The organism is Aliiglaciecola aliphaticivorans (assembly GCF_054782055.1).
The window spans coordinates 1-1047 of the sequence record NZ_BAAGTF010000093.1; the positions used below are offsets into that span (position 1 = coordinate 1).

Genomic DNA, 1047 nt, shown 5'->3' on the forward strand with positions numbered 1-1047 from the left:
ATGGTCCCCCCATCTTCAGTCAAGATAACACGTGTCCCGACCTACTTAATATGGCAAAAATAACGCTTAGTGTACGGGACTATCACCCTGTACCGTTGAGCTTTCCAACTCATTCCACTACATTATTATTACTCGGCTGCTCCCCGTTCGCTCGCCGCTACTAGGGGAATCTCGTTTGATTTCTTTTCCTAAGGGTACTTAGATGTTTCAGTTCCCCTCGTTTGCCTCTACAACCTATGTATTCAGTTGCAGATAGTGCATAAATGCACTGGGTTCCCCCATTCGGACATCTGTGGCTAAAATGCGTTTTGTCAACTCACCACAGCTTTTCGCAGACTTACACGTCCTTCATCGCCTCTAACTGCCTAGGCATCCACCGTATACGCTTAGTCACTTAACCATACAACCCCAAATATCTTCGTTCTTGCCGCCTATGCTTCGTCTCTATTCCTTACTCAGTCGGTCATGTACTGTTCGTACACTCCCTCCTTCGCTCGTCATTCGACTCGCCTAGACACCAATTACTCGACATTCCTCATAGCCGACATGAATTGGACTACTCGAAATATCAGATTGATTTACGCCTTTTTATTCACAAATCAAAGGTGCTCACTTAAGAGCTTGTTATATGCGTGACAAGTTCTAATCATAAAATCAGATAGAGTACGCTTGAAGATAAATCTTCAATATTACTCTTTAGTTTTGATTACTTTTATCAGCTTTCCAAATTGTTAAAGAACTTTCGTGCAAAATTATCGAAACAAAAAACGTGAACGTAGTGAACACTGAATTTTGAGATAACGTTTGCGCAAGGTGACTATCATTACATGACGCCGCTTGAACAAAGCACTTATTAAGGTTTAAAAAACCCTAATCAATAAATCCAAACCTATTGATTAGGATTCTTGCTCTTCTTTATTAACAACAAAACAATCTGTGTGAACACTGCATCACAAAAGTGATACCTATAGTGTAAGGAGGTGATCCAACCCCAGGTTCCCCTAGGGTTACCTTGTTACGACTTCACCCCAGTCATGAAACACAAAG

Annotated in this window: 2 rRNA genes; both read right to left on the reverse strand. The window is 41.5% G+C overall.

Going from position 1 to position 1047, the window contains the following annotated elements:
- Nucleotides 1-400: ribosomal RNA gene (locus ACYVIL_RS20755) — 23S ribosomal RNA — on the reverse strand; the annotation flags it as partial.
- A 573-nt stretch (nucleotides 401-973) separates the two neighbouring features.
- Nucleotides 974-1047, reverse strand: a 16S ribosomal RNA gene (locus tag ACYVIL_RS20760); the annotation flags it as partial.